We start from the raw sequence: 26,032 nt of genomic DNA, 5'->3' as shown, positions 1-26,032 counted from the left end.
TCTGAGTAAAAGTGCTTAGGTCAGAAAAATTGAAGAGATCGCCGAGGTCGAGCAATTGCTGCTGAATGGGCATAAAAAATCCGATGCCAGAGGTCTGACATCGGATTCTCTATAAAGCCCGGCCTGGACTCAAATGCTTAAGTGAACAGTATTAGGCTCAAGAGCCGGTTTTTTTACATCTGTATGGTGAACGCAATCAGAACGTCGCGTCAGCCAGACCGTCCAGATAGCGCTCTACGTCCAGTGCCGCCATGCAGCCTGCACCTGCAGAGGTGATGGCCTGACGGTAAACGTGGTCGGCCACGTCGCCAGCGGCAAACACACCCTCGACGCTGGTTGCAGTCGCGTTGCCTTCACGGCCGCCGTGCACAACCATGTAGCCGTCCTTCAACGCCAACTGACCGTCGAACAGGGAAGTGTTCGGGGTATGGCCGATCGCGATAAACACGCCATCGACTTTCAGCTCGTCGCTGCTGCCGTCGTTGTTCTTCAGGCGAGCACCGGTCACGCCCATGTTGTCGCCCAGCACCTCGTCCAGTGTGGCGTTGAGCTTGAGCACGATCTTGCCTTCAGCGACACGCGCATGCAGCTTGTCGATCAGGATCTTCTCGGCGCGGAAGGTTTCGCGACGGTGAACCAGGGTGACCTTGCTGGCGATATTGGCCAGGTAAAGCGCCTCTTCTACCGCCGTGTTGCCACCCCCGACCACCGCGACTTCACGGTTGCGATAGAAGAAACCATCGCAGGTTGCACAGGCCGAAACACCCTTGCCCATGAACGCCTCTTCCGACGGCAGACCGAGGTAACGGGCGCTGGCACCCGTCGCGATGATCAGTGCATCGCAGGTATAGGTAGCGCTGTCGCCTTGAAGACTGAACGGCTTGCCAGCCAGATCAACAGAGTTGATGTGGTCAAAAACGATTTCGGTTTCGAAACGCTCAGCGTGCTCGCGCATGCGCTCCATCAACACCGGACCGGTCAGACCATGCGGGTCACCTGGCCAGTTATCGACTTCAGTGGTCGTGGTCAATTGACCGCCAGCCTGCATGCCGGTGATCAGCAGTGGCTTGAGGTTGGCGCGGGCAGCATAGACCGCAGCGCTGTAACCGGCAGGGCCGGAGCCGAGAATAATCACTCGGGAATGACGTACGTCTGACATGACACACTCCTAACGACCGGCCGTTTTACGCCGCGGCCGGGACGGCTGGACAAGAAGAGCCGCCGTACCACCCTGAAAGGGTCGTATGGCTCGGCAGCCCTGACAATTCTGACGTTGCGGCCGGCATGCAAGCCGAACCGCAACCGTCGATTACAGAGTCTTGGCGTTCGAGGCCAGGTAGTCGGCAACGCCCTGGGCGTCTGCCTTCATGCCTTTCTGGCCCGGACGCCAGCCCGCTGGGCAGACTTCACCGTGCTCTTCGGTGAACTGCAGCGCTTCGACCAGACGAACCATGTCGTCCACATCACGGCCCAGTGGCAAGTTGTTGACCACTTGGTGCTGTACAACACCAGCCTTGTCGATCAGGAACGAAGCGCGCAATGCAACGCCGTCGTCATGCTCGATCCCATAGGCCCGAGTGATCTCGTGTTTGACGTCGGCCACCATCGTGAACTCGACTTCACCGATACCGCCTTTTTCAACGGGGGTACTGCGCCACGCAAAGTGGGTGAATTGCGAATCAATGGAAACGCCAACCACCTCGACACCCAGCTCGCGGAATTTCGCGATGCGGTTGTTGTGGGCAATGATTTCCGAAGGGCAGACAAAGGTGAAATCCAGAGGCCAGAAAAACAAGACCACGTATTTACCGCGCAGGGAAGACAACTTGAAACTGTCAACGATCTGGCCGTCGCCCAGTACCGCTGCTGCGTCGAAATCCGGGGCAAGCTTGTTTACCAGTACGCTCATTGATAACTCCATGAAAATTGAAAGGACAGGTCCTGAAATTGCTGACAAGACTATCGGGATCAGAGAGGTTAAGGAAATATCGTTTCACAATCCACCTCATAGGCGACATCTATATAGAGATGGAGAGCGAGCTGTAAAATTCATCGCCTGCGGTCAGGCTACTGCGCATCTGGCCATCGGCTGCTGCGTGCCGTGCAAGGTGGCCGTAAATGCCGCGCCACGCCTCTTTCACCCGTAACCCAAAGCCGGTAAGGTCACGCCTTTCGAGCTCTCGGAGGCTGCCATGCCTGCTCCCGCCCTCAGCGGCCCGCAATACCTCAAGGAAGGCCTGAAACTGGTACTCAGCCCCGGCCTGCGTCTGTTCGTGCTGCTGCCCCTGAGTATCAACCTGGTACTGTTCTGCGGATTGATCTATCTGGCCATTCACCAGTTCGAATTGTGGGTGGACGCGTTCATGCCCACCCTTCCCCATTGGCTGAGCTTTCTCAGTTACATCCTCTGGCCGCTTTTCGTGGCGCTGGTGCTGCTGATGGTGTTTTTCACCTTCACCATGGTCGCCAACATCATTGCCGCACCGTTCAACGGGTTTCTGTCCGAAAAAGTCGAAGCTGTCGTTCGAGGTGTCGACGACTCGCCGGCATTCAGCTGGACCGAACTGATCGCCATGGTCCCGCGTACCCTCACCCGCGAGGCCCGCAAGCTCAGCTACATGCTGCCGCGCATGCTCGGGTTGTTCATCCTGTCCTTCATCCCGGTGGTGAACATCATTGCCGCACCTCTGTGGCTACTGTTCGGCATCTGGATGATGGCGATCCAATACATCGACTATCCCGCCGACAACCACAAACTGGGCTGGAACGAAATGCTCGCCTGGCTCAAAAGCAAACGCTGGCAAAGCCTGAGCTTCGGCGGGATCGTCTACGTCGCGCTGCTGATACCCGTGGTCAACGTGCTGATGATGCCAGCGGCAGTGGCGGGCGCGACCCTGTTCTGGGTGAGAGAGCGAGGGGCTGATGCGTTGAACTCGCCTACGCCGGATCGAACACCCACTCCCCGGTAATTCAACAACACGGGGGACCGTGCCAACACGCTGCTGCTCGAGCGGGTAGGCAACGTCTTCCCGGCCACCCGGCCAGATGATTTCAGATAGCCCAGTCAGACGATTGCGCGCCCAATCGCGGTCGCTGTTGACGCCAGGAACGATAACTCGCATATTGATGCTCGCTTCCGCTCGGTAATGAGCACTTATGCAGAGTCTGACGATATGAGTTATTCACTCGAAGCGTTTCCTGGCGAGCGCCAGCGCTTGATACAAGAGCGGCTGGGCCTGTACGGCCGCGTGATCGCCTCTGATCTGGCCACCGAGTTCGGTGTGTCAGAGCATTCCATACGACGCGATCTGAGTGCCCTGGCGGCTGCCGGGCTGTGCAAGCGGGTTTACGGCGGCGCAATCCTGATGCGTGAGACTGAAGACCCTTTGGATGTCCGGGTACTTCAGGACTCTTCGCGCAAACACACTCTGGGGCAGGCCGCCGCTTCGCTTTTGTCTGCTGGGCAACATGTTTTTATAGACGCGGGCTCGACAAATATGGCGATCGCCTCAGCGATTGACCCGCTTTTGCAGCTCACCGTGACCACCAACTCGCCATTGATTGCCGTGCAATTGATGAAGCTGCAACGCGCCGAGGTCATTCTGCTGGGGGGCCGTGTACACCCAGTCACCGGTGGCGTGACAGGGTTGAGAGCTGTACAGGAATTACGACAGTTCCACTTTGACTGTTGCTTTATAGGCGCTTGCGCTATCGACCCTGACAACGGTATTACCGCGTTCGAACTGGAAGACGCTGACTTCAAACGCGCAATGGTCGCAGCAAGCGGGCAAGTGCTGGTCGCGGTGACCAACGAAAAACTGTCCAGTGTTGCGCATTATCAAGTCGCACAATGCGAGGAGGTGGCGACCCTTATCGTTGAACACGACCCTCCGCGAGAAAGGCTGGAGCCGTTTTTCTCAAGAATCCCCAACATCGTGACTGCTCGCTGAAACCGGCGCAGACCGCCGTATCCGGCTACCTGCAGATTCAGACGTCAGCGCTTCAGTTATTTACATCTCGCGTCCTGCCAAAGGGTTGTCGGACACGGCAGCCCAGCCAGGTGACAGCCCATTCGTCATCTGGCGCCATGAAATCAATAAAGAAATCGAATCCTGAAACCTTGTACTCGCTGGTTTCCACGATCACAAATCCATCACAAACCCGCCACATGAGCGACATGTAATCGGTCGACACTGTTTTCATGAGCCAATTTCTTAATGTCACCCTTATCACTGAAACCTTTTCCCCCGAGATCAACGGTGTCGCCAATACACTGGGGAGGCTGTGTGACGGGCTGCGGTTGCGTGGGCATCGAGTCGAACTGGTTCGGCCGCGACAGACTGACGAGACGCTGGCGGGCACTGCCGATGATCTGATGCTGTGTCGAGGATGGCCGATTCCGGGTTATCCAGGGTTGCAATGGGGCCAGTCGTCCATGCACAAGCTGCTGCGCCGCTGGCAGCGCAAACGCCCGGATGTGCTGTACATCGCAACAGAGGGCCCGTTGGGACTTTCCGCGCTGCGGGCTGCAAGGCGGCTGGGGATCGCAGTGATCAGCGGCTTTCACACCAACTTTCCGCAATACACACAGCAGTACGGCATGGGCTTCATTACTCGCCTGCTGACGCACTACCTGCGCTGGTTTCACAACCGTTCGCGGGTCACGCTGGTGCCCAGCGTCAGCCAGAAAATGGAGCTGGAGCGCCGTGGGTTCGAGCGGATCGAACTGCTCTCTCGCGGCGTGGACAGTCAACTGTTCCACCCGTCGAAGCGCTCCCAGACACTGCGCGACAATTGGGGCCTGCGTGCCGGCGATACAGGCGTCATCCATGTCGGTCGACTGGCACCGGAGAAAAATCTGGGCCTGCTCAAAAGCAGCTTCGAGGCGCTCAAGGAACGCCACCCGCAGCGAAACATCAAGCTGATCATCATTGGTGATGGCCCCCAGCGCGCACCGCTGGAACAGCAAATACCAGATGCCATTTTCTGCGGGACTCAGCGCGGCGAAGCGTTGGCCGCGCATTACGCCTCAGGGGACATGTTTCTGTTCCCCAGCCTGACCGAAACCTTCGGCAACGTGGTGCTGGAGGCGCTGGCTTCAGGGCTGGGAGTAGTGGCGTACGACGAAGCGGCGGCGGGTCAGCACATCCGTCACGGCCACAACGGCGCACTGGCCATGCCGGGTGATGAAGAAGCATTCATCGACGCTGCATGCTGGCTGCTCGAAGACATCGAGACCCTGCGCCGGGTACGCCTCAATGCCCGGCAACATGCGAGCCGGCAGGGCTGGCCAGCGATCATCGATCAGTTCGAGCGTCAGCTGCTTGAGGCCTGCCCGCCGCGAAAAGAACCGTTCGAGGCTGAGCAACCAGGCCGTGCAGAGGTCACACCAACGTCGTCAGTGCCTCTCGACTGAACGGCAGAATATCCTGCTCACGTCCGTTGCGGACCTTGCTGGCCCATTCCGGATCGACCAGCAGAGCACGCCCGACAGCCACCAGATCGAACTCGTCGTTGCCCAGCCGCTCCAGCAGATTTTCCAGGCTGGCCGGTTGCGCGACCTTGTCGGTATTGACCATGAACTGCAGAAACTCGCCGTCCAGACCGACGCTGCCTACGGTGATGGTCGGTTTGGCGGTCAGCTTGCGTGTCCAGCCTGCCAGGTTCAGCTCGGAACCTTCGAATTCCGGCTCCCAGAAACGCCGAGTAGAGCAGTGAAAAATGTCTACGCCCGCATCGGATAGCGGCTGAAGAAACTCGGCCAGTGCCTCGGGCGTTTGCACCAGACGCGCACTGTAGTCCTGCTGCTTCCATTGTGAAAAACGGAAGATGATCGGGTAACCCTCGCCCACTGCTGCGCGAACCGCCTGAATCAGTTCGATGGCAAAGCGTGAGCGGTTGGCGAGGCTGCCGCCGTAGCCGTCGGTACGCTGATTGCTGCCTTCCCAGAAGAACTGATCAATCAGGTAACCGTGCGCACCGTGGATCTCGACACCGTCCATACCGATGGCCTTGGCGTCCGCTGCTGCCTGAGCAAATGCAGCCACCACCTCGTCGATGTCCGACTGGGTCATGCCGTGCACCAGCACCTGACCGTCCTTGAGTTTTTCCATCGGACCATAAGCAGGCACGTTGCCGTCAGGTTCGGTGCCCAGGCGACGCACAGCACCTACGTGCCAGAGCTGCGGGGCGATCTTGCCACCTTCCGCATGCACGGCCTCCACGACCTTTTTCCAGCCTGCCAGGGACGCTTCACCGAAAAACTGAGGGACATTGGGGTAGCCGTTGGAAGCACAGTGATTGACCGTCGTACCTTCGGTAATGATCAGGCCGACGCCTGCCGCCGCACGACGTCGGTAGTATTCGACGACCTTGGAGTTCGGTACGTGCCCTGGCGAAAACGAGCGCGTCATGGGCGCCATCACCACGCGCGACGATAACGCCAGGCTGCCCAAATGAAAGGGTTTGAACAAGGCGTCTATCGACATGCGCGGTGTCTCCGGAAGGAAGGGATCGGGAATGACCGGACGCCGGGCGCCGAATCAGAGGCGCAGCATAGTGCTGGCCATGACACTGGCACAGTACTATTGATTTGGCTGATTTTAGTTCAGAAGCGGAAAAGCCCAGAAAGCGCCTGGGCCGCCCGGCCTGCGATCAATGCAGGCCCAGCGCTTTTTCGATTGCCTGAATGACGGCAGGATCATAGGGTGCAGTGCGCGGCGAGAAACGCGCGATCACTTCACCGCTCTGGCGAACCAGAAACTTCTCGAAGTTCCAGGTAATGTCCCCCGGAAACTCCGCCCCTTCGCCCGCCAGAAGGCGGTAGAGCTGATGACGATTCGGTCCGTTGACGTCGAGCTTTTCACCCAGCGGGAACGTTACGCCATAGTTGAGCTGGCAGAACTCTGCAATCTCGGCTTCGGTGCCAGGCTCCTGACCTGCAAACTGATTGCAGGGCAGGCCCAGTATCATGAGCCCCTGGTCCTTGTACTGCTGATACAGGTTTTCAAGCGCTGCGTACTGCGGAGTCAGGCCGCATTTGGACGCGACGTTGACCACCAGAACCGCCTTGTTCTTGAAAGGTGTCAGCGGTAGCTCCTGACCATCCAGCGCTTTCAATTTGATGTCGTGAAAAGCACTCATGAGAACCCCCTTGAAGCCAAATGCCTTGAGCCATAACCCGAAAAGGCGCAATGGCTGATCGCGTAACGAAAGTCGTCATCGCAAAACAGCCAAAGCGCCTTTGTCAGTGACCTGAGCTTAGCAGCACAAATCAGTGTTGATGGCCGCCTTCGCCATGAACGTGGCCATGCGCCATTTCTTCTTCGCCGGCATCACGGATATTGACGACCTTGACTTCGAAATTCAGGCGCTGACCGGCGAGCGGGTGGTTACCGTCAACCGTCACGTCATCACCGTCCAGATCACGAATGGTCACGATCTGCATGCTGCCGTCAGGGCCCAAAGCGTGGAACTGCATGCCCACTTCGAGTTCATCGACGCCTTCGAACATGCTGCGGCTCAGAGTGCTGACCAGTTCGGCGGAGTATTCACCGTATGCGTCTTCCGGCTCGACAGCGACTTTCAATTCGTCACCAACGTTCTTGCCGTCCAGAGCCTTTTCCAGGCCTGGAATGATGTTACCTGCGCCTTGCAGGTAGACCAGCGGCGCGCCACCGGCGGAGCTGTCGATGACCTCACCAGCGTCGTTGGTCAGGGTATAGTCAATGGAGACAGCCTTATTGGCGGCGATCGGCATGGGGACAAGACCTTTGCTTAAGATTGAAGAACGAGCAAGTTTAACCAAGCCATCGCCCGAAAGCGAACGCAACTCTGACAGACGGCCGGTATTGGAAAATTCAACGGTTATAGAATTTCGACAGGATGAAGACAGTCACTGGTTTGCGGTACTGTCCTGCGGCCACACCCAGCACCTGCGACACCAGCCGCCATGGCAGTCGCGCGCCTGGGTGCTGGACCCTGTCCAGCGTCAACAAAAAATCGGCCAGGGCTTTTACTGTGGCTGGTGTGCTAAAGCGTCGGATAACGATAGTCTTGGCGAATGAGGAACCGCATCAGACGGTTCCCTGACTTATTCTGGTCGCACGTTGTTGACGTTCGCGGCGACCCTTGCACTGCTCAATCGAGAAGCCAGTATGCAGACGTTTTTCATTGCCCCCACAGACTTTGGCGTGGGGTTGACCTCCATCAGCCTTGGCCTGGTGCGCACCCTGGAGCGCGCCGGCCTGAAAGTAGGTTTTTTCAAGCCGATAGCCCAGCCACATCCCGGCGATCTGGGCCCTGAGCGCTCGACCGAACTGATGGCCCGTACCCATGGCCTCAAACCGCCCAAGCCGCTGGGGCTGGCGCATGTCGAGCGTATGCTGGGCGACGGGCAGCTCGACGAGTTGCTCGAAGAAATCATCAGCCTTTATCAGCAGGCCGCCGTCGGCAAGGACGTGCTGGTGGTGGAAGGCATGGTGCCTACCCGAAGCGCAAGCTATGCGGCGCGGGTCAACTTGCACCTGGCCAAGAGCCTGGATGCAGAAGTGATTCTGGTGTCCGCCCCGGAAAACGAAGTGCTTGCCGACCTGTCGGGCCGTGTCGAGCTGCAGGCGCAACTGTTTGGCGGGCCCAAGGACCCGAAAGTGTTGGGCGTGATCCTCAACAAGGTGCGCACCGACGAGAGCATGGAGGCGTTCGCCGCACGCCTCAAGGAACACTCGCCACTGCTGCGCAACGGTGATTTCAGGTTGTTGGGATGTATCCCGTATCAGGCTGAACTCAACGCACCGCGTACCCGTGACGTGGCCGAACTGCTGGGCGCTCAGGTACTGAATGCGGGTGACTACGATCAGCGCCGCATGTCCAGAATCATCATCTGCGCACGCACGGTGCTCAATACCGTGCCGCTGCTCAAGCCCGGCGTCCTGGTCGTGACGCCCGGCGACCGCGATGACATCATATTGGCTGTCAGCCTCGCGGCCATGAACGGCGTGCCATTGGCGGGGCTGCTGTTGACCAGCGACACCGTGCCGGACCCACGCATTATGGATCTGTGCCGGGGCGCGCTGCAGGCGGGCCTGCCAGTGCTGTCGGTGAGCACCGGTTCTTATGACACAGCGAATCGCCTCAACCAGTTGAACAAGGAAATCCCGATCGACGACCGCGAGCGCGCGGAAATCATCACTGACTTTGTCGCCAGCCATCTGGATGCCGGCTGGTTGCATCAACGCTGTGGCACGCCACGCGAGCTGCGCCTGTCGCCTGCCGTATTCCGTTATCAGTTGATCCAGCGAGCCCAGTCGGCCAACAAGCGCATTGTCCTGCCGGAAGGCAACGAGCCGCTGACCATTCAGGCTGCTGCGATCTGTCAGGCCCGTGGCATCGCCCGTTGTGTATTGCTCGCCAAACCCGAGGAAGTGCACGCCGTCGCCCAGGCGCACGGCATTGAACTGCCGCCGGGGCTGGAGATTCTGGACCCGGACGTCATCCGTGAGCGCTACGTCGCGCCGATGGTGGAACTGCGCAAGAGCAAGAGCCTCAATGCGCCCATGGCCGAGCAGCAATTGGAAGACCCGGTTGTGATCGGCACCGTGATGCTGGCGCTGGACGAAGTGGACGGCCTGGTTTCCGGCGTCATTCACTCCACGGCCAATACCATTCGCCCGGCCCTGCAATTGATCAAGACGGCGCCGGGCTGCACGCTGGTGTCCTCGGTGTTCTTCATGCTGTTCCCCGAGCAGGTGCTGGTGTACGGCGACTGCATCATGAACCCGCATCCGAGCGCCAGCGAGCTCGCCGAAATAGCATTGCAGAGCGCCGATTCGGCCGTCGCGTTCGGTATTTCGCCGCGTGTGGCGATGATCAGCTATTCCAGCGGCAACTCCGCCAGCGGCGAAGAAGTCGAGAAAGTGCGCGAAGCCACGCAACTGGCGCGCGAAACCAAGCGGGATCTGTTGATCGATGGGCCGCTACAGTATGATGCCGCCGCCAATGAGCTGGTCGCCCGCCAACTGGCGCCGGACAGCCCGGTTGCCGGCCGTGCGAATGTGTTCGTGTTCCCTGACCTGAACACCGGCAATACCACGTACAAGGCCGTTCAGCGCAGCGCCGACTGCGTCAGCCTGGGCCCGATGCTGCAAGGCCTGCGCAAGCCGGTGAACGATCTGCCGCGCGGCGCTCAGGTCGACGACATCGTCTACACCATCGCACTGACTGCGATACAGGCAGACACACTTTCCTGATACACCTTAACGACGCCGCAGGTGATTCTGCGGCGTCCTATTACTTCTCTGGAGCCTGATCCTTCATGGATTTCCTGCCTGCCCCCTTGCGTGGCGTGATTGCCTCGCTGCTGTTGGCGCTGAACACCATCGTCCTGTGTACGGTGCTGTTCGTGGTCACGGTCTTCAAGATCTGTCTGCCCTTCCGGGCTGCCCAACGCTTCACCGACTGGCTGATGAGCCATATCCAGGAAACCTGGATCGGCAACAACAACGCCTGGATCAGACTGCTCGGCCATACCCGCTGGCACCTGAGCGGTATGGAGGGGCTGGATTACAAACACTCGTATCTGGTGACCAGCAACCACCAGAGCTGGGTCGACATCATGGTGTTGCAGTACCTGCTCAACCGACGCATTCGCCCGCTGAAATTCTTCCTCAAGCAGGAATTGATCTGGGTGCCTGTCATCGGGCCAGCCTGGTGGGCACTGGGCTTTCCGTTCATGAAGCGCTATTCCAAAGCCTACCTGGCCAAACACCCGGAAAAGAAAGGCAAGGACCTGGAAACCACGCGCCGTACCTGTGCCAAATTCCGGCACAACCCGGTGGGGATTTTCAACTTCGCAGAGGGCACACGCTTTACGGCTGGCAAGCATGCCGAGCAGAACTCCCCGTTCCGCCACTTGCTCAAGCCCAAGGCGGGTGGTATCGCGTTCGTACTGGATGCAATGGGTGATCAACTGAAGTCGATCATCAACGTGACCATCCACTACCCTGGCGGTCAGCCGGGCTACTGGGACCTGTTGTGCGGGAATGTGAAGGACGTGGTTGCCCACTTTGAAGAGATCAGGATTCCGCCGCAGTTCATTGGCAAGAACTACGAACAGGACGGTGAATACCGTCTGGAATTCCAGCAGTGGATCAATGCGTTGTGGGAAGAGAAGGATCGGTTACTGGGCACTATTCACGAGCAATATCGCAAATAGCCGGGCACGCTTTCGGCATCAGAGAATGCGCCTGAAAATCATCAAAAGGCCGGTCTGTCCAAGGGATAGACCGGCCTTTTGGCTTATTGCTGATACTGCTGGTATTGCTGACCCGGAATCGGCTTGAGGTTGACCTCTACACGACGGTTCTGTGCACGGCCATTGGCGTCGGCATTACTGGCAATCGGCTGGTCAGGGCCTGCACCACGAACCGACAAGTGCCACTGGTCAACGCCTTGCGAGGTCAGATAGGTGGCAACGCTCTGCGCGCGTTGCTGCGACAGGTCCATGTTGTGCTGGCGGCTGCCTGTGCTGTCGGTGTAACCAATGATCTCGATATTGCTCTGATTGAACTGCTTCAACGAGTTGCCGAGGTTATTGAGCGGCGAGTAAAAGCTGCTGGCAATCGCTGACGAATCGGTCGCGAAGGTGATATTGCCTGGCATGATCAGCTTGATCTGATCACCCTGACGTTGCACCTCGACACCGGTATTGGCCATGCTCGCCCGAAGAGCGGCTTCCTGCTTGTCAGCGTAATAGCCATAACCGGCCGAAGCAGCACCCACCACAGCAGCGCCGATCAAGGCACCCTTGCCGCGGCTGTTATGATCGATTGCCGCACCCGCCAAAGCACCCGCGAGCGCACCCAGCCCACCATATTTCGCCGTTTTGTTCATACCTCCGGAGCTTTGGGCCTGGCCTTGATTGTCATAGGGATTGGACGATGTCGCACAGCCAGACAGCATGGCGACAGCAGTAGCGACAATGATCAAACGACGCGAGGTGAACATTCAGATGCTCCTGGTTTTAACGAACGCTATTGACCGGATTAGAGCATGCCGACTGTCAAAAATTCCTTAACGCCTCCTGAACCGCCAAGCGCCATTTGCCATCACCGTCGCTCCTCACGAATAAAGGGCTCACCCAATGCGCCGGGCTGGCTTGCGGAGGGCCGCTTTCCGGAAGCGACCCAGACCATGACCAGCAAGGTGACAGCGTAAGGTGTCATCAACACGAAGTACTGTGGCAGTCGTACACCTGTCGCAGCGAGTTGTGGAATCAGCGCTTCAATTCCACCAAACAACAAGGCTCCGGCGAGCGCCCGCCAGGGTGACCAGCGGGCGAAGATCACCAGCGAAACGGCGATCCAGCCTCGGCCGCCCGTCATGTCGGCAATCCACATCTTGGTGCTCAGTACGGCAATGAAACCGCCCGTCAGGCCCATCAACGCAGAGCCTGCAACAATAGCTGCCAACCGATACCCCAGCACCGAAATACCTGCGGCGTCTGCGGCCTGCGGGTTTTCACCGACGGCCCGCAAGCGCAGACCGGTACGCGTTCTGTCCAGCAGCCAGACGACCGCGATGAACATCAGCACCGTCAGGTACACCAGCGGATTCTGGACAAACACCTTGCCCACCACGGGCAGCTCCGACAGCGGCCAGATCTCGATGGCCTGCAAGCCGCTGACCGGGCGATTGGTCCAGCCCAGCAAGGTACCCAGCAAACCGGTCAGCCCCTGGCAAAAGAACACCAGCGCCAGCCCGGCGATCACCTGATTGATCCGCAGCACCAGCACCATCAGCGCGAACAGCAGCGACACCACGCCCGCCGCCGCCATCGACGCCAGCAACGAAACACCCGGCACACCCAGACTCAATTGCATGCCGATGCCGGCGAGCGCGCCCACCAGCATCAGGCCTTCGACGCCCAGCGCCAGCACGCCGCTGCGCTCGATAATGATCAGTCCCAGTGCCGCCAGCGCAAACGGCACAGCGAAGTCAGGCGCACTGCCGAGCCAGTGAGAAATCAGGTCCATCAATGTTCTCCTGCCTGAATGCGACGCAAACGGTGGCGGATGAAAAAATCCGATGACGCGACACAGATCACCAGAATGGCCTGGATCAGTTGCACCATCGAAAAAGGTATCTGGTAGAACACCTGCAAATTGCGTCCTGCCACAAACAGCATGGCAATCAACAACGCAACCACAGTGGCCGCCACCGGATGGTTACGGGCCAGAAACGCAATGAGGATCCCGGAAAAACCGTAGCCCTGATAAAACGACTGGGTCAGCCTGCCCTCTTGACCCGAAGTCACGACAAAGCCTGCAAGCCCGGCCAGTCCACCCGAAAGCAATACCGTACCGATGATCATTCTGCGTACCGGCACGCCGACCGCCCCGGCGACTTTGGGATTGGCATCGACAAAACGCAGGTACAGACCGGCACGAGAAATGCCGATGAACCATAGCGTCAGCCCCATGACCAGCAACGCCAGAACAATCGCTGCGTTGTACCCGGCCAACAGATCAGGCAAACGCTCAAAGCTCTGGAAGGCTGGCGAATAGGGAAAGTTGTCTCGCGGGTCTTTCCAACTGCCGTAAACCAGATGCAGCAGGAAGTTGGCAGCAATGTAGTTGAGCATCAGTGTCGAGATGATTTCATTGACTTGCCATTTGAGCTTCAACAGGATCGGACCCAGGCTCCAGAGCAGCGCGCAGACGATTGATGCTGCCATCATCAAGGGCAGGCGCAGGAACTCCGGGCCGATCTGAAACAGCGAAATGGCCGTGGCACCGATGGCGCCCCAAATCATCTGGCCTTCCAGCCCGAGGTTCCAGAACCGTGCCCGGAACGCCATGCAACCCGCCAGGCCCACCATGATCATGGGCGAGGCCTGAAACAGTACGGCCTTGAAGTTCTGCGCATCGAATACCGTCTGCATGACAAATTCATTGAGCAATTCGCCCGCCGGCACACCAGCGAGAATCAGGATCACGGTACAGATTGCCAACCCGACCAGTAACGCCAATGCAATGATCAACGCCTGCAAGGGCCAGCCGGTCTGTTGGCGCAGTTCAAGGGCATAGCGCCGCGACAACAAAGGTTGTCGGGCAGATACCGTAGGGGGCAACGTCGTCGCTTCAGTCATGGCTCACCATCGCTTTGCCAATGGCCTGACGGTCAGCGGGATGATCGAACTCGGCGACAATGCGCCCGCCGTTCATCACACCGATCCGGTCAGACAAGGCCAGTACTTCATCAAGATCTTCGCTGATCACCAATACCGCTGCGCCTGCGTCACGAGCAGCGCGCAAACGTCCATGTACCGCCAGGCTGGCGCGCACATCGAGGCCTCGACTGGGGCTGTGGACCAACACCAGTTGTGGGTCGCGACTGAACTCACGGGCGATCACCAGCTTCTGCGCATTGCCGCCTGATAAAAGCGCAGCCTTCTGGTCCAGCGAACGAACCCCTTGCACGTCAAAATCCGTGACCGCCTGTTGCGCATCCTGCGCCATAAGCGCGTAGCGCAACCGCCAGAACGAGCCGAAACGGCCGCTGTGGAGGTTACCGACGCCAAAGTTTTCCGCGACTGACAGCGAAGCCGCCAGCGCGGCGCCATAGCGATCCGCAGGGATCGACGCAATGCGCAATTGTCGGCGTTGCTCAGCCGTGGCCGTCCGCAAATCACCAAACGCCTGCAGATGAATTTCGCCTTCGGTTGGCTGCGGCAAGCCCATCAGCGCATTGGCCAGTTCCGCCTGACCGTTGCCACCCACGCCTGCAATGCTATAAATCTGCCCGGCCCGCAGGGTCAGATTCACTCCGTTGAGCGGGCCATTCCCGGCAGCGCTGCGTAAATCACGCACCTGCAAGCGCACCTCACCGGGCGTTGAGTGCTGACGTTCGGGCGCAGGAGCCGAATCGCCGACGGTCAATTGCACCAGCCTTTCGACACTGACACTGCGCGGATCAAGGGTCTGGACAGTGCGCCCACCGCGCATCACGGTCACACGGTCGGCATAGCGCTTCACATCCGCCATCTTGTGTGTGACAAGAATCACCGCAGCACCTTGCCGGGCGAACGCCTGCACGGTCGTCAGCAACCGCTCGGCCTCATGATCGGTCAGCACCGCCGTCGGCTCATCGAGAATCAGTATGCGGGCACCGGCCAGCAGCACCTTGAGGATCTCGACACGCTGCTGCTCGGCCACCGACAGGCTGTCGACGATTCGCGTCGGGTCCAGTGCAAAGCCCAGCTCTGCGGCCTTGCTGGCAATCTCCTGTTCCAGCGCACGCAGGCGTTTGCAGTAGCTGCCCTCGCCCGGTTTTTCGGTCAGCCCCAGGAGGATGTTCTGCGCCACTGTAAACGGCTTCACCAGCTTGAAGTGCTGATGAACCATGCCGATCCGGTGGCGGCTAGCATCCTTGGGGCCATACAACTGGACGACGTTGTCATCAATCAGCAGCGTGCCGGTTTCCGGCGCGTAGAGACCTGCCGCAATGTTCATCAACGACGACTTGCCTGCGCCGTTTTCACCGAGCAGCGCGTGCACTTCGCCCCAGCAGGCTGTGAAGTCAGCATCGCTCAGCGCCTTGAAGCCATCGAACGACTTGCTGATACCGGTGAGTTGAAGCGCATGGGTCTGGCTCATTGCTGAGTCTTCACGCCTTCGACAAACCAGTCCATTTTCCACAGATCCGGATCAGACATCTGCTGGCCGGCAGCAATACGCTCCTTGCCATCGCGGTCAGCCATCGGGCCGCTGTAAAGAATCTTTTCACCTGCGAGTAGCTCGGCGCGTTCGGCTTCAATCTTCTTGCGGTTGTCCTCGGAAATAATCGCCTCCCTGGTCAGGCTGATGTCCGTACCGCCCTGCTCCATCGACAACAGTGCGCCGTTGGCGGGAGGGGTCCAGTCACCGGCCATGACCTTCTTCAGCTCGGGCCCGAGGAAGCGGTCCCAGACCCACATCGAGGAGCAGATGGTCGCCTTGGGCGCAAACTCGCTCAGGTCACGGTGATAACCCGTACCGTGAATACCCCGTTCCTGAGCGACGATTTGCGGTGTCGGGCTGTCCACGTGCTGACCGACGACATCGACGCCGTTGTCGATCAATGCCATGGTCGCGGCACGCTCTTTGACCGGATCGTTCCAGGCGCCGGTGTAAATCACCGTCACAGTAGCGTTCGGGTTGATCTGTCGCGCGCCCAGCTCATAGGCATTGATGGTCCAGTTGACCTGGCCGAACGGGTTGGCCGCGACAAACCCCAGCTTGCCGGTTTTCGACGCTGCGCCTGCCGCCATACCACACAGGTATTGGCTCTCGTAGGTCCTGCCGTAAAACGATTCAAGGTTGGACGCGTTGGTTGTGCCCGAGCCATTCAGGAATGCTACATCCGGGTATTTTTTAGCCAGCGCGAGGAAGGTGTCGGAGTAACCGAAAGCGGTGCCGACGATAATGTTGGCACCTCGAGCAATCAGACGATCAACCACAGGCGTGATCGCTGCTGCGTTTTCAGGCACGCTTTCCACGTACTGAATCTTTGTATCCAGATCCTTTTCCAGCTTCTGACGCGCCTCATCGAATGCCTGCGTCCAGCCACCGTCGTTGCGCGGGCTGATGTACACCATGGCGATTTTCGCAGGGCCCTTGAGGGTCAATCCTTGCGCCTGGGCAACATTGGCTGTCCCGAACGCGCCGGCCGCACACAATGTCCCGAGCACCAGTTTCTTGTACATAGACGTTTTCCTGAAGGTAATGGCCTGTTAGGACAGCAGGTGGCCGACCAGCAGGCTTTAGCAGCATCCATGCCACCGCAGAAAAAACGCTATGGAACAATGACCTGGGTCCAGGAAGCGCCGAAAAGCAGATCAAATGGTCTGATCTGGAGCACTTGGTTTGCGCAGGATGCACGCGGATTGCGCGACCACAGTGCGCGCAGCGTGTCTGTCAGGCACGCTGCTTCCCCTACGGGACGTCAGGCGGGCTGCTGAACGCTGGCAGCTCTGGGCAGGATACCGTCGAGAATCATGCTGCGCAGGCTTGCCAGCACGTCTTCGAAAAACTCGGGGTCATCCAGGGTCTTGCCGGTGACAGCCTCAACCTGGGTACGGAAATCCGCATAGTGCTGGGTGGTCGCCCAGAGCGAAAAGATCAGGTGGTTCGGGTTGATCGGCGCCAGTTGTCCGCTGTCGATCCAGTGCTGAATCACCGCCGTCTTGGCTTCTACCGTGTCGCGCAATCGATGTTGCAGTTCGTTGTGAATCAGCGGCGCGCCCTGCATGACTTCCATGCAGAACAGACGCGACTCGGCCGGATGATCACGGGACATTTCCAGCTTGGCTTTAAGGTAGGTGCCAATCGCCTCCACCGGCTCCTTGTCGGCGGTAAACCGCAACAGAGGGCTGAGCCATACGTCGAGCAGTTGCTGCAGCACATTCAAATACAAGTCGTCTTTGCTGCTGAAGTAGTAAAGCAGGTTGGTCTTGGATACGTCCGCCAGGCTGGCGACCTCGTCAAGGCTGCTGCCATGCACGCCGTATCGGGAAAAGATCTCCAGCGCGGCATCGAGGATCGCGGTGCGCTTGCCTTCCATGAGGCGCAAGCGACGTTTCAAAGACGAGGCACTGGGCTCACGCGTTGTCTTGACCGCAGTGTTGGGCTTGACCTTGCGTTCGCGCTTGAGAGCGGGCTCGGTCACAGGAGGTTTCTTGTTCACGCAATTTCAACCAGTGATGCCGGAATGAGCGGGCATCTTAACGGGCGCAGGTGGTTTGTCGATACGCAGGACGAAAGCCCGACGGTGCTCCATCTGCGGGCGCCGTGCACAAACCAAGTGCTCCAACTCGGACCAAATGGTCCGATTCAAGCGCATGGATTTCTCAACTATATGAATTAAAACGATAAAAAAACATGGCCCGCTAAATGCAATCGTCGGTTCATGTGCAGCCCATTGTCCCTCGGGCTGCACCACGACCCACGCAGAGAGGCCTCATATGGACATCGGTATCTTCATCCCTATTGGAAACAACGGCTGGCTGATTTCCAGTAACGCGCCGCAGTACATGCCAACCTTCGAACTGAACAAGCAGATCGTGCAGAAAGCCGAGGGCTACGGCTTCGACTTTGCACTGTCGATGATCAAGCTGCGCGGCTTCGGCGGTAAAACACAATTCTGGGAACACAATCTGGAATCCTTCACGCTGATGGCCGGGCTGGCAGCCGTCACCAGCAGAATTCAGCTGTTCGCCACTGTCGCCACCCTGACCATTCCGCCAGCCATCGCTGCGCGCATGGCCTCGACCATCGACTCGATCTCCAACGGTCGCTTCGGGATCAACCTGGTCACCGGCTGGCAGAAGCCTGAATACGAGCAGATGGGGCTTTGGCCCGGCGATGAGTTTTTCCACACCCGCTACGAATACCTGGCCGAGTACGCGCAGATCCTGCGTGACCTGTGGGCCAACGGCAGCAGCGACTTCAAGGGCGAGCACTTCACCCTGGACGACTGCCGCGTCAGCCCACGCCCGCAAGCCGACATGAAGTTGATCTGTGCCGGGCAAAGCGAAGCCGGCATGGCGTTTTCGGCGCAATACGCCGACTACAACTTCTGCTTTGGCAAGGGCGTGAACACCCCGATCGCGTTTGCGCCAACGGCCCAGAAGCTGATCGAAGCCAACGAAAAAACCGGGCGCAACGTCACCTCGTGTGTGCTGTTCATGATCATCGCCGACGACACCGACGAAGCGGCGCGCGCCCGCTGGGAGCACATCAAGGACGGTGCCGACGAGGAAGCCATCGCCTGGCTGAGTGACAAGGGATCGGCCGATAAAAGCGCAGGCTCCAACCTGCGCCAGATGGCCGATCCGACCTCGGCGGTCAACATCAACATGGGCACGCTGGTGGGATCGTGGGCAACGGTTGCAAGAATGCTCGACGAAGTCGCCACGGTGCCGGGCACTCAGGGCGTGATGTTGACGTTTGATGATTTCGTCAAAGGGGTCGAGGACTTCGGGCAGAAGATCCAGCCACTGATGACCAGCCGCAAGCACATCACCGCGCTCAAGGAGGTGGTGTAATGAGTGCTCCTGCACACGTTGCGGGCGTCATGCTCCCGCCTGAACAACCTGCACGCGAGCTGCCCGCAAGGCCTGAACCGCTGCGCATGAAGCCGGGTGAAACCGCTTTGGTGGTGGTCGATATGCAAAATGCCTATGCGTCCAAAGGCGGCTACCTGGACCTGGCGGGCTTTGATGTCAGCAGCACCGGCCCGGTCATCGCCAACATCAAAAAAGCCTGCGCCGCAGCCCGCGCAGCAGGCATGCCGGTGATTTTCTTTCAGAACGGCTGGGATTCAGATTACGTCGAGGCCGGCGGTCCTGGCTCACCGAACTGGCACAAATCCAACGCGCTGAAAACCATGCGCAAGCGCCCGGAGCTCGAAGGGCAACTGCTCGCCAAGGGCGGTTGGGACTACCAACTGGTCGACGAACTGACGCCAGAACCCGGCGACATTGTGGTGCCGAAGATTCGCTACAGCGGCTTCTTCAACTCCAGCTTCGACAGCGTGCTGCGCAGCCGCGGCATCCGCAATCTGGTGTTCACCGGCATTGCCACCAATGTATGCGTTGAATCAACCCTGCGCGACGGCTTCCACCTGGAGTACTTCGGCGTGGTACTGGCCGACGCCACCCATCAGGCAGGTCCCGAATTCGCCCAGCAGGCGGCCTTGTTCAATATCGAAACGTTCTTCGGCTGGGTTTCCAGCGTTGATGACTTCTGCACCACCTTCAGCCCTGTCGGGCAGCCTTCGTGAGGACACAAGCATGACCAAGAAAGCCATTATCCCAGCCGGCACCACCAAGCCAATCGCCCCGTTCGTACCGGGCTCCATGGCCGATGGCGTGCTTTATGTGTCGGGTACCTTGCCGTTCGACAAGGACAACAACGTGGTGCATGTGGGCGACGCGACGGCGCAGACCCGGCACGTTCTGGAAACCATCAAAAGCGTCATCGAGACCGCAGGGGGCACGATGGATGACGTGACCTTCAACATGATCATGATCCGCGACTGGGCCGACTACGCCAAGGTCAATGAGGTGTACGCGGAGTATTTCGCAGGCGAAAAACCGGCTCGCTACTGCATCCAGTGCGGCCTGGTGAAACCTGAAGCCCTGATCGAAATCGCCAGCATCGCACATATCGGCTGAGCATCGAGCATGGGCGCTTGCTGCCCACCTGGAGACATCGCATGTTTCACGAGATCCACGCTTGTCAGCATGCAGACGCACCGACGCTGGTGCTGAGTTCCGGTCTGGGCGGCTCCAGCCGTTACTGGGCAGATGACCTGCCCATCCTGACCCGCGACTATCATGTCGTGGTCTACGATCACGCCGGAACAGGCCGTAGCCCTACGGTACTGCCCGACGGCTATTCCATCAAGCACATGGCACTTGAGCTGCTGGAGCTGCTCGACTCACTGGCTATCCAGCGCTGCCACTTCATCGGGCACGCACTGGGCGGGCTGGTCTGCCTGGAGCTTGCCTTGCTACGCCCGCAACTGCTGCAAAGCCAGGTATTGATCAACGCCTGGAGCAGCCCGAACCCTCACAGCGCCCGCTGTTTTTCAGTGCGCAGAAAATTGTTGCTGAACAGCGGTCCAGAGGCCTATGTGCAGGCGCAGGCGTTGTTTCTGTATCCGGCCGACTGGATCGCCGCCAACACCGAGCGGCTGGCCGCTGACGAAGCGCACGCACTCGCCCACTTCCCTGATACCGAAAATCTGCTACGACGGATCCAGGCGCTGGAAACGTTCGACATTGAAGCTGATCTGGCGCGCATCGACACCCCGACCCTGCTGATTGCCAACCGCGACGACATGCTGGTGCCCTGGCAGCGTTCACGGCACCTGGCGGAGCAACTGAGCAACACCAGACTGGTGCTGCTGGAGTATGGCGGCCATGCCTCAAGCATCAGCGATCCGCTTCCCTTTCATCGAGCCTTGCTCGACTTTCTCAGTGCAAAAGCCTGAAGGACTGCTCCCATGCAAGCGACACATCAACTGTGCGACATTCAGCCCTCTGAAATTCCGACGGTGAGCCTCGAACAATTTCGTGACGCCATGTCCAGCCTCGCGGCAGCGGTCAACGTCATTACCACCGATGGCCCGTGCGGTCGGGCAGGCTTTACTGCAACAGCAGTGTGCAGCGTCACGGACCAGCCACCGACCCTGCTGGTCTGCATCAACCGCAACGCATCGGTCTATGAAACATTCATGGGCAACGGCAGGCTGTGTGTGAATACCCTGGGCAATGATCAGCAAGCGCTGTCCAACCTGTTCGGTGGAAAGACGTCTCAGGAGGAGCGTTTTGCCTGTGGTGAATGGAGCTGCGCAGCCACCGGGTCGCCGCTGCTCGAAGGTGCAAAACTGGCGCTGGACTGCCAGGTGACTCAGGCGGTGAGTGTCGGCACTCATGACGTATTGTTCTGCCAAGTGGTCGACATCCGGCACCAGCATGCCGCAGATGCCTTGCTGTATTTTGGCCGTCGCTATCATTCACTGCCGGGCAACGCGCACACTGTATGAAGGCCCGGTGATAACCGCATCGCCCCTGCCGCTCTTCGCCATGGTCCGCACGTCAAGGCGCGGTCATCAGGTCGGCAGGCTGCGTGCAGGGTCAACACTAAAAAGTACGGACGAACGGTCATATGTTGTTTCGGGCCGATGGCGGATTCAGACTCGAAAACGCCAATAACCAGATGATCTGATTGAAAAAGATTCCGCCGCCTCGTTTATTGGCCTGATGCAAATACATGTGATCTTTTTCCCGATCGCTACGTATAATGGCACTATGCTATCAGGATGATCCTTGCTGCCATTGAGGTGACCCCATGCCCGTATGCGCTTCCCCCGCCCCGCACTCCACCGCGTTATGTACGACCCTCATTTGTCTGCTGGCCAGTCCCCGCGCTGCCTTTTACGCGTCAGTGTCCACGGGCGGCTGACTATGCTGAAAAAAATCCCGGTTTCAGAACTGACCCTCGGCATGCATGTGCATAAATTCTGCCGCCCATGGACCGGTGATACTTTCTGGATAACCCACGTCGAGACTGTCCTGCAGGATCAAGCCGTGCTTGAACGCATTCGGCAATCCGATACCAGCGAAATCTGGATCGACACCCGCCAGGGCATTGATGTACCGGGTCAAGAACAATCGTCGCTGCCATCGAGCGACGACGACACCGCCCCCGTGAGTCTTGAGAAAGAAGTCCAGCGTGCGCGCATAATCTGCGGCCGGGCGCGGGACGCTGTGATGACCATGTTCACCGAGGCCAGAATGGGCCACTCGATGAACATGGAAAACGTGCAGTTGCTCGTTGAAGAAATCTCCCACTCCATCCTTCGTCATCCGCATGCGTTGATCAGTCTTTCTCGCCTGAAGACGTCGGACGAGTACACCTATATGCATTCGGTGGCGGTCTGTGCATTGATGGTCGCGCTCGCCAGGCGCATGGGCATGCGCGACGAGCACATCCGGGAAGCAGGCGTGGCGGGGCTGATGCATGACGTCGGCAAAATGATGATCGCGCCTGAAGTGCTCAATAAACCGAGCCGACTGACCTTCGAAGAGTTTGAAGTCATGAAGGCCCATCCCGAGCTGGGCCTGAAGATTCTCCAGGAGAATCTGCCTGTCGGAACAGCGGTCATAGACGTCTGTCTGCATCACCATGAAAAATTCGACGGTTCGGGCTACCCTCACGGCTTGCAAGGCCCGCAGATCAGTATCTTTGCCCGAATGGGCGCAGTGTGCGACGTCTACGACGCAATCACCTCCGACCGACCTTACAAAAAAGGTTGGGGTGTGGCTCATTCCATTCGCGAAATGGCGTCCTGGAAGGGCCACTTCGACGAGCGGGTCTTTCAGACCTTCGTCAAAACCGTCGGTATCTACCCGATTGGCGCGTTCGTGAGACTGGCGAGCGGACGTCTTGGAGTGGTGATCGAACAGAGTGAGGCGTCATTGCTGCGGCCCAAAGTGAAGGTCTTCATGTCCGCCCGGACCCGCAAGACTTTTTCACCCTACGTCATTGACCTGGCCGGTGCTGACGAGAAAGACACCATTGCCAGAATCGAACTGCCCGCAGACTGGGACATTGAGAGTGTCGATCACCTGTGGTGCGCAAACAAGGCCAACTGAATCTGCGCGGCACGCGGCAAACTGCGCTATCCCAACAAGCCCAGCGCTTTGGCCCTCGCTACAGCCTGCGTGCGGCGCTCGACACCGAGTTTGCTGTTGATGTGGCTGGCGTGAGTCTTGACGGTGTGCAAAGAGATGAATAACTGATCACTGATTTCCTGATTTGAGCAACCTTGTGCAATCAGGCGAAGGACATCCAGCTCTCGCACACTCAGGCAATCGTTGCCACTGGCAGGTAACGTCGTGACCTGTGCAGTGTCGGCAGGCAGCATTGCCACCAGGCCGTCACGTACTGCGCAAGGCGGAGCTTGCAGCAACTGTTCACGCAGCCATTGCGAATGCTCGACCAGCAAGATCCTGAAAGGCATCAGCGCACCGCCGGTTGCAGCCCGCAAGCTGCGCGCAAACAGGACTCGAGCCTCATCGTGCTGCCCGGCATTCAACAGCAGGTCGATATGTTGGGTGAGCGCAAGAAGACCTATCAGCTGTGCGCCCACTTCATGAGTACGATGCTCAAGCACCTGAAGGCGATGACCGCTGGCCTGGTGATCGCCGCGAATGCGCTCGAGAACGGCACGTTGCAGTTCAATATGCTGTGGCAACTGAGGGTGGCATTCAGGCGCGGCGGCTGCCACATCACCGTTGTAGGCCTGGGTCAGACGCAACAGCCATGCTTCAGCCAGATCCACGCGACCCTGCACCAGCCACAGCTCGCATTTCACCAAGGTGATCATGCCCAGGTAATAGACCGGTGGCACGTCCCAGATATGCATCAGCCGCTCGGCCTCGGCGAGTTCTGCAAACGCTTCGGCAAAACGCCCGGCGTATCCTTCCATCGTCGCAATGACGCAGTGGCCAATCAGCACACTGATGTCTCGACATGCCCGGGCTTCGGCCAGCCCCGCAACCAGTTTTGCGCGGCCTGCGTCCACCTGCATGCGCAGGCTCAGCAGGTAACCTTCGTACAATGTGAGTCGTGCGCGAACCGCATACAGCCGCGACGCCGACAGGCCCTTGAGGCGTTGCAACCCCTGACGCACTTCGTCAAGCGCACGAAGGATTTCACCTCGCGCCTGCAATACTCTGGCTCGGTCGTAATGCGCCAACGCTTCGAACAGCGGGTTCGAAGTCCGCTGTGCCAGCTCGAGCGCGTCGCGGTTCAACGCTCTGGCTTGCCACAAATCACCCTCGGCGATCGCAAGGTTGGCCAAGGTCGACAAGCACACCAGCCGTTGGCCGTAGCGCTTGTCGGGCAGGCTGAGCAGTGCTTCGCTGCAATAGCGACGAGTCTTGTCGCTGTCCCCTCGCCCCCGGGCGATGATGCCGGTCAACGCCAGCCATTGGGCCAACATCGACTTTTGCGCGGTGGCGGACGGTGCGGGCAGAAAGCGGCTCAACTGATTGGCGAGTTCTTCAGCAGCATCCAGCTGACAGGCCAGCCCCAACGCCCATGCATACAACACAATCAGACGAGGCGTACTGGTCAACAGGCTGTCTGGCAAGTCCATCTTCCAGCGCAGCAGCATTCCGACGTTCTGCTCGGCCAGCAGTTGTTCTTCGGAAAGGTTCTGTACCAGATTGGCGGCTACGTCCAGATGCCCAGCCTTCAGGGCCTGCTCGACAGCCTCGTCAAGCAGGCCCTGCTCGCTGAACCAGCGACAGGCATTGAGGTGCAGCCGTGTCTGTTGTGACCCTGCGCCCTGACGCGCCCGCAGCAGATCGGAAAACAGATGGTGATAGCGAAACCAGTGACCGTGTTCATCCAGCGGAACCAGAAAAACCTGATGCGCCTGTAAATAGCGGAGCATTTCGGCACTGTCGTGGCTGTCTCGGGCGGCGTTGCACAACGGGCCGCAAAAGCGTTCGAGGCAAGCTGTCTCGTAGAGAAAGGCTTGAACATCGGCTGGCAGGCAATCAATCACCTCTTCCAGCAAATACTCACGAATCAGCACCTCGCCGTCATGCAGTGCCTGGGGCAAGGCACTCTCGTCCCCCGCTTCGGCGGCCGCCAGCAACCAGAAACGCAGCCCAGCGACCCAGCCTTCGCTGCGCTGTATCAAACGCTGCAACGCATCGCTGTCGAGGGAAAGACTGTGTTGATCGAGAACCGCAAGCGACTCTGCATGAGTCAACCGCAGATCCTGCTCAGTGATCTCGAGCAACTGCCGGGACAGGCGCAAACGCGCCAGATGCCAGTCCGGACGTTGCCGGCTGGTAACCATGACCACCAGGCCCGCTGGCAGATGGTTGAGAAGAAACTGCAGGCAGCGGTCGAGCACCGCACCCTGGGCCAGGTGATAATCGTCCAGTACCAATAATAACGGTCGACCCAGCAATAAATACACGGCCAGCTCATCCAGCAGGCCGTCGAGCCATTGTTCGTAGGCAAACGGCTGATGGCGCTGACGCATCTTCAGCAGACTCATGGCCTGAGCGCCCAGTTGCGGAAAAAACTGTTGCAGCCCGGCCAGCAGACGTTCGAGAAAACGTCCGGGATCACTGTCGCGTGAGCTCAGACCCAGCCATACGCTGTGCCAGGTGTCCGGCAGGCTTTGAGAGAACTCGACTGCCAACGAGCTTTTACCAAACCCTGCTGGTGCACATACCAGCAGCAGGCGGCCGCTCAGACCGTCGTCAAGACGCTGACAAAGTCGGGGACGGGAGACATGGCCAGCAGGAAGTGGAGGTCGAAAGAATCGCCCTTCCAACGCAGGAATTGCGCTGTCTGCAAACCCTTGTACGCGGGACAGATCAGTCATGGCCGACTCTTGTAGGAATCATTTTTACGGCTTGGCAAGAGTTCGGAGACTAGCGGGTTAATCGACCCTTTTG

The 26,032-nt window shown here is 58.9% G+C and carries 25 protein-coding genes; 12 read left to right on the top strand and 13 right to left on the bottom strand.

Going from position 1 to position 26,032, the window contains the following annotated elements:
• Window positions 1-196: 196 nt before the first annotated feature.
• The gene (gene trxB / locus KDX37_RS05025) at window positions 197-1,159 is read right to left on the bottom strand and encodes a thioredoxin-disulfide reductase (RefSeq protein ID WP_231651576.1); all 963 of its coding nucleotides are present in this window, start codon (window positions 1,157-1,159) and stop codon (window positions 197-199) included.
• A 150-nt stretch (window positions 1,160-1,309) separates the two neighbouring features.
• Window positions 1,310-1,909 carry a peroxiredoxin gene (locus tag KDX37_RS05020; RefSeq protein ID WP_231651575.1) on the bottom strand — a complete coding sequence of 200 codons (600 nt, stop codon included), beginning with the start codon at window positions 1,907-1,909 and terminating at the stop codon, window positions 1,310-1,312.
• A gap of 283 nt (window positions 1,910-2,192) precedes the next feature.
• Here KDX37_RS05020 and cysZ point away from each other — a divergent pair, with 283 nt between their 5' ends.
• Together cysZ and KDX37_RS05010 are read left to right on the top strand one after the other, a co-directional pair.
• Entirely contained in the window at window positions 2,193-2,969 is a 777-nt protein-coding gene (gene cysZ, locus KDX37_RS05015) for a sulfate transporter CysZ (RefSeq protein WP_231651574.1), read from the top strand.
• A 204-nt stretch (window positions 2,970-3,173) separates the two neighbouring features.
• The gene (locus KDX37_RS05010; protein ID WP_231651573.1) at window positions 3,174-3,950 is read left to right on the top strand and encodes a DeoR/GlpR family DNA-binding transcription regulator; all 777 of its coding nucleotides are present in this window, start codon (window positions 3,174-3,176) and stop codon (window positions 3,948-3,950) included.
• A 52-nt stretch (window positions 3,951-4,002) separates the two neighbouring features.
• On the opposite strand, the gene KDX37_RS05005 is transcribed toward KDX37_RS05010, so the two are convergent.
• A complete protein-coding gene (locus KDX37_RS05005) occupies window positions 4,003-4,203 on the bottom strand; it encodes a hypothetical protein (protein ID WP_231651572.1) in 201 nt (66 codons plus the stop codon).
• Between KDX37_RS05005 and KDX37_RS05000 the strand changes: the two genes are divergently transcribed.
• Window positions 4,202-5,416, top strand: coding sequence for a glycosyltransferase family 4 protein (locus KDX37_RS05000; RefSeq protein WP_231651571.1), 1,215 nt, complete (start codon window positions 4,202-4,204; stop codon window positions 5,414-5,416). The two genes, KDX37_RS05005 and KDX37_RS05000, sit on opposite strands and share 2 nt — an antisense overlap.
• Here the strand turns inward: KDX37_RS05000 and KDX37_RS04995 are convergent.
• From KDX37_RS04995 to KDX37_RS04985, 3 genes are all read right to left on the bottom strand, one after another.
• Entirely contained in the window at window positions 5,385-6,488 is a 1,104-nt protein-coding gene (locus tag KDX37_RS04995) for an NADH:flavin oxidoreductase (protein WP_231651570.1), read from the bottom strand. The genes KDX37_RS05000 and KDX37_RS04995 overlap by 32 nt on opposite strands.
• A 166-nt stretch (window positions 6,489-6,654) precedes the next feature.
• Window positions 6,655-7,143: a glutathione peroxidase gene (locus KDX37_RS04990; RefSeq protein WP_231651569.1), complete on the bottom strand. Its 489-nt coding sequence runs from the start codon at window positions 7,141-7,143 to the stop codon at window positions 6,655-6,657.
• Between the two features lie 130 nt (window positions 7,144-7,273).
• A complete protein-coding gene (locus KDX37_RS04985; protein ID WP_231651568.1) occupies window positions 7,274-7,759 on the bottom strand; it encodes an FKBP-type peptidyl-prolyl cis-trans isomerase in 486 nt (161 codons plus the stop codon).
• A gap of 13 nt (window positions 7,760-7,772) precedes the next feature.
• On the opposite strand from KDX37_RS04985, the gene KDX37_RS04980 reads away from it, so the two are divergent.
• From KDX37_RS04980 to KDX37_RS04970, 3 genes are all read left to right on the top strand, one after another.
• Window positions 7,773-8,066 carry a DUF3565 domain-containing protein gene (locus tag KDX37_RS04980; protein ID WP_231651567.1) on the top strand — a complete coding sequence of 98 codons (294 nt, stop codon included), beginning with the start codon at window positions 7,773-7,775 and terminating at the stop codon, window positions 8,064-8,066.
• Between the two features lie 90 nt (window positions 8,067-8,156).
• Window positions 8,157-10,247 (top strand): phosphate acetyltransferase, encoded by a 2,091-nt coding sequence (gene pta, locus KDX37_RS04975; RefSeq protein WP_231651566.1) that lies wholly within the window; start codon window positions 8,157-8,159, stop codon window positions 10,245-10,247.
• Window positions 10,248-10,312: 65 nt separating this feature from the next.
• Complete coding sequence (locus tag KDX37_RS04970; RefSeq protein ID WP_231651565.1) at window positions 10,313-11,212, top strand: acyltransferase; 900 nt, start codon at window positions 10,313-10,315, stop codon at window positions 11,210-11,212.
• Between the two features lie 83 nt (window positions 11,213-11,295).
• Here the strand turns inward: KDX37_RS04970 and KDX37_RS04965 are convergent, their stop codons facing one another.
• From KDX37_RS04965 to rutR, 6 genes are all read right to left on the bottom strand, one after another.
• Window positions 11,296-12,003: an OmpA family protein gene (locus tag KDX37_RS04965; RefSeq protein ID WP_231651564.1), complete on the bottom strand. Its 708-nt coding sequence runs from the start codon at window positions 12,001-12,003 to the stop codon at window positions 11,296-11,298.
• 101 nt (window positions 12,004-12,104) lie between these two features.
• Window positions 12,105-13,031, bottom strand: a complete 927-nt coding sequence (locus tag KDX37_RS04960) for an ABC transporter permease (RefSeq protein WP_231651563.1) — start codon at window positions 13,029-13,031, stop codon at window positions 12,105-12,107.
• The gene (locus KDX37_RS04955) at window positions 13,031-14,146 is read right to left on the bottom strand and encodes an ABC transporter permease (RefSeq protein ID WP_231651562.1); all 1,116 of its coding nucleotides are present in this window, start codon (window positions 14,144-14,146) and stop codon (window positions 13,031-13,033) included. The genes KDX37_RS04960 and KDX37_RS04955 overlap by 1 nt, the downstream gene beginning before the upstream one ends.
• A complete protein-coding gene (locus tag KDX37_RS04950) occupies window positions 14,139-15,653 on the bottom strand; it encodes an ABC transporter ATP-binding protein (RefSeq protein ID WP_231651561.1) in 1,515 nt (504 codons plus the stop codon). Before KDX37_RS04950 ends, KDX37_RS04955 begins: the two co-directional genes overlap by 8 nt.
• On the bottom strand, window positions 15,650-16,741 hold the full coding sequence (locus tag KDX37_RS04945) for a BMP family ABC transporter substrate-binding protein (RefSeq protein WP_231651560.1): 1,092 nt from the start codon (window positions 16,739-16,741) through the stop codon (window positions 15,650-15,652). The genes KDX37_RS04950 and KDX37_RS04945 overlap by 4 nt, the downstream gene beginning before the upstream one ends.
• A gap of 239 nt (window positions 16,742-16,980) precedes the next feature.
• On the bottom strand, window positions 16,981-17,703 hold the full coding sequence (gene rutR, locus KDX37_RS04940) for a pyrimidine utilization regulatory protein R (RefSeq protein ID WP_231651585.1): 723 nt from the start codon (window positions 17,701-17,703) through the stop codon (window positions 16,981-16,983).
• A 295-nt stretch (window positions 17,704-17,998) separates the two neighbouring features.
• Here rutR and rutA point away from each other — a divergent pair, with 295 nt between their 5' ends.
• The 6 genes from rutA (at window position 17,999) to KDX37_RS04910 (ending at window position 23,200) form a co-directional block, all read left to right on the top strand.
• The gene (gene rutA, locus KDX37_RS04935) at window positions 17,999-19,081 is read left to right on the top strand and encodes a pyrimidine utilization protein A (RefSeq protein ID WP_231651559.1); all 1,083 of its coding nucleotides are present in this window, start codon (window positions 17,999-18,001) and stop codon (window positions 19,079-19,081) included.
• Window positions 19,081-19,818: a pyrimidine utilization protein B gene (gene rutB / locus KDX37_RS04930; protein WP_231651558.1), complete on the top strand. Its 738-nt coding sequence runs from the start codon at window positions 19,081-19,083 to the stop codon at window positions 19,816-19,818. Before rutA ends, rutB begins: the two co-directional genes overlap by 1 nt.
• Window positions 19,819-19,828: 10 nt before the next feature.
• The gene (gene rutC, locus KDX37_RS04925) at window positions 19,829-20,212 is read left to right on the top strand and encodes a pyrimidine utilization protein C (protein WP_004885146.1); all 384 of its coding nucleotides are present in this window, start codon (window positions 19,829-19,831) and stop codon (window positions 20,210-20,212) included.
• A 41-nt stretch (window positions 20,213-20,253) separates the two neighbouring features.
• Window positions 20,254-21,033 carry a pyrimidine utilization protein D gene (gene rutD / locus KDX37_RS04920; protein WP_231651557.1) on the top strand — a complete coding sequence of 260 codons (780 nt, stop codon included), beginning with the start codon at window positions 20,254-20,256 and terminating at the stop codon, window positions 21,031-21,033.
• Window positions 21,034-21,045: 12 nt separating this feature from the next.
• On the top strand, window positions 21,046-21,588 hold the full coding sequence (gene rutF, locus KDX37_RS04915; RefSeq protein ID WP_231651556.1) for an NADH-dependent FMN reductase RutF: 543 nt from the start codon (window positions 21,046-21,048) through the stop codon (window positions 21,586-21,588).
• Window positions 21,589-22,009: 421 nt separating this feature from the next.
• Window positions 22,010-23,200 carry an HD-GYP domain-containing protein gene (locus KDX37_RS04910; protein WP_231651555.1) on the top strand — a complete coding sequence of 397 codons (1,191 nt, stop codon included), beginning with the start codon at window positions 22,010-22,012 and terminating at the stop codon, window positions 23,198-23,200.
• Window positions 23,201-23,226: 26 nt separating this feature from the next.
• Here the strand turns inward: KDX37_RS04910 and KDX37_RS04905 are convergent, their stop codons facing one another.
• Entirely contained in the window at window positions 23,227-25,959 is a 2,733-nt protein-coding gene (locus tag KDX37_RS04905; protein ID WP_231651554.1) for a LuxR C-terminal-related transcriptional regulator, read from the bottom strand.
• Window positions 25,960-26,032: the final 73 nt, after the last annotated feature.

The sequence above is a fragment of the Pseudomonas californiensis genome (assembly GCF_021147775.1).
Classification (GTDB): domain Bacteria; phylum Pseudomonadota; class Gammaproteobacteria; order Pseudomonadales; family Pseudomonadaceae; genus Aquipseudomonas; species Aquipseudomonas californiensis.
The sequence above is the reverse complement of the archived record's forward strand: the minus strand, read 5'-3'. Positions and strand labels throughout refer to the sequence as shown.

What these genes read in the sequence shown, in the direction of transcription:
- KDX37_RS05010 (WP_231651573.1), top strand. Translation starts at nt 3,174, where the DNA reads ATGAGTTATTCACTCGAAGCGTTTCCTGGCGAGCGCCAGCGCTTGATA.
- rutA (WP_231651559.1), top strand. Translation starts at nt 17,999, where the DNA reads ATGGACATCGGTATCTTCATCCCTATTGGAAACAACGGCTGGCTGATT.
- KDX37_RS04945 (WP_231651560.1), bottom strand. Translation starts at nt 16,741, where the DNA reads ATGTACAAGAAACTGGTGCTCGGGACATTGTGTGCGGCCGGCGCGTTC.
- KDX37_RS04905 (WP_231651554.1), bottom strand. Translation starts at nt 25,959, where the DNA reads ATGACTGATCTGTCCCGCGTACAAGGGTTTGCAGACAGCGCAATTCCT.
- KDX37_RS05020 (WP_231651575.1), bottom strand. Translation starts at nt 1,909, where the DNA reads ATGAGCGTACTGGTAAACAAGCTTGCCCCGGATTTCGACGCAGCAGCG.
- KDX37_RS04950 (WP_231651561.1), bottom strand. Translation starts at nt 15,653, where the DNA reads ATGAGCCAGACCCATGCGCTTCAACTCACCGGTATCAGCAAGTCGTTC.
- KDX37_RS04995 (WP_231651570.1), bottom strand. Translation starts at nt 6,488, where the DNA reads ATGTCGATAGACGCCTTGTTCAAACCCTTTCATTTGGGCAGCCTGGCG.
- pta (WP_231651566.1), top strand. Translation starts at nt 8,157, where the DNA reads ATGCAGACGTTTTTCATTGCCCCCACAGACTTTGGCGTGGGGTTGACC.
- KDX37_RS04965 (WP_231651564.1), bottom strand. Translation starts at nt 12,003, where the DNA reads ATGTTCACCTCGCGTCGTTTGATCATTGTCGCTACTGCTGTCGCCATG.
- KDX37_RS04910 (WP_231651555.1), top strand. Translation starts at nt 22,010, where the DNA reads ATGCTGAAAAAAATCCCGGTTTCAGAACTGACCCTCGGCATGCATGTG.
- KDX37_RS04985 (WP_231651568.1), bottom strand. Translation starts at nt 7,759, where the DNA reads ATGCCGATCGCCGCCAATAAGGCTGTCTCCATTGACTATACCCTGACC.
- trxB (WP_231651576.1), bottom strand. Translation starts at nt 1,159, where the DNA reads ATGTCAGACGTACGTCATTCCCGAGTGATTATTCTCGGCTCCGGCCCT.
- KDX37_RS04955 (WP_231651562.1), bottom strand. Translation starts at nt 14,146, where the DNA reads ATGACTGAAGCGACGACGTTGCCCCCTACGGTATCTGCCCGACAACCT.
- cysZ (WP_231651574.1), top strand. Translation starts at nt 2,193, where the DNA reads ATGCCTGCTCCCGCCCTCAGCGGCCCGCAATACCTCAAGGAAGGCCTG.
- rutD (WP_231651557.1), top strand. Translation starts at nt 20,254, where the DNA reads ATGTTTCACGAGATCCACGCTTGTCAGCATGCAGACGCACCGACGCTG.
- rutC (WP_004885146.1), top strand. Translation starts at nt 19,829, where the DNA reads ATGACCAAGAAAGCCATTATCCCAGCCGGCACCACCAAGCCAATCGCC.
- rutB (WP_231651558.1), top strand. Translation starts at nt 19,081, where the DNA reads ATGAGTGCTCCTGCACACGTTGCGGGCGTCATGCTCCCGCCTGAACAA.
- KDX37_RS05000 (WP_231651571.1), top strand. Translation starts at nt 4,202, where the DNA reads ATGAGCCAATTTCTTAATGTCACCCTTATCACTGAAACCTTTTCCCCC.
- rutF (WP_231651556.1), top strand. Translation starts at nt 21,046, where the DNA reads ATGCAAGCGACACATCAACTGTGCGACATTCAGCCCTCTGAAATTCCG.
- KDX37_RS04960 (WP_231651563.1), bottom strand. Translation starts at nt 13,031, where the DNA reads ATGGACCTGATTTCTCACTGGCTCGGCAGTGCGCCTGACTTCGCTGTG.
- KDX37_RS05005 (WP_231651572.1), bottom strand. Translation starts at nt 4,203, where the DNA reads ATGAAAACAGTGTCGACCGATTACATGTCGCTCATGTGGCGGGTTTGT.
- KDX37_RS04970 (WP_231651565.1), top strand. Translation starts at nt 10,313, where the DNA reads ATGGATTTCCTGCCTGCCCCCTTGCGTGGCGTGATTGCCTCGCTGCTG.
- KDX37_RS04990 (WP_231651569.1), bottom strand. Translation starts at nt 7,143, where the DNA reads ATGAGTGCTTTTCACGACATCAAATTGAAAGCGCTGGATGGTCAGGAG.